This is a genomic window from Flavobacterium ginsenosidimutans (assembly GCF_003254625.1).
Lineage (GTDB): Bacteria > Bacteroidota > Bacteroidia > Flavobacteriales > Flavobacteriaceae > Flavobacterium > Flavobacterium ginsenosidimutans.
On record NZ_QJRJ01000029.1, the window covers coordinates 1 to 488 of the forward strand.

Annotated in this window: 1 protein-coding gene; it reads left to right on the forward strand. The window is 45.5% G+C overall.

Features of this window, described 5'->3' with window-relative positions; translation table 11 throughout:
• Positions 1 to 488, forward strand: a 488-nt coding sequence (locus DM444_RS00140) for a SprB repeat-containing protein (RefSeq protein ID WP_204251642.1), incomplete at both ends; no start/stop codon positions are given.

Genomic DNA, 488 nt, shown 5'->3' on the forward strand with positions numbered 1-488 from the left:
GCTTATACCTATTCTTGGGCTCCATCTGGAGGAACTGCTGCTACTGCAACAGGTCTTTCTGCTGGAAATTACACTGTAACAGTTACAGATGCCAATTCCTGTTCAGCTAATGCAAATGTTATAATAAATGAACCTACTGCGCTTACTGCTTCAATATCTAAAACTAATGTTTCCTGCAATGGAGGCACTAACGGATCTGCAGCAGTAAGCGTTACAGGAGGAACTGGCGCATATACTTACCTATGGGCTCCTTCTGGAGGAACTGCTGCTACTGCATCTGGCCTTATTGCCGGGACATATACTGTTACTGTAACAGATGCCAATTTATGCCAGACAACTGAAACGGTAACCATAGACGAACCGGCTGCACTTACTGCTTCAACAACAAAAACAGACGTTTTATGCAGTCAGGCAGATAATGGCACGGCTACAGTAACTGCCTCTGGAGGAACAGGCCCTTACACCTATTCATGGTCACCATCTGGAGG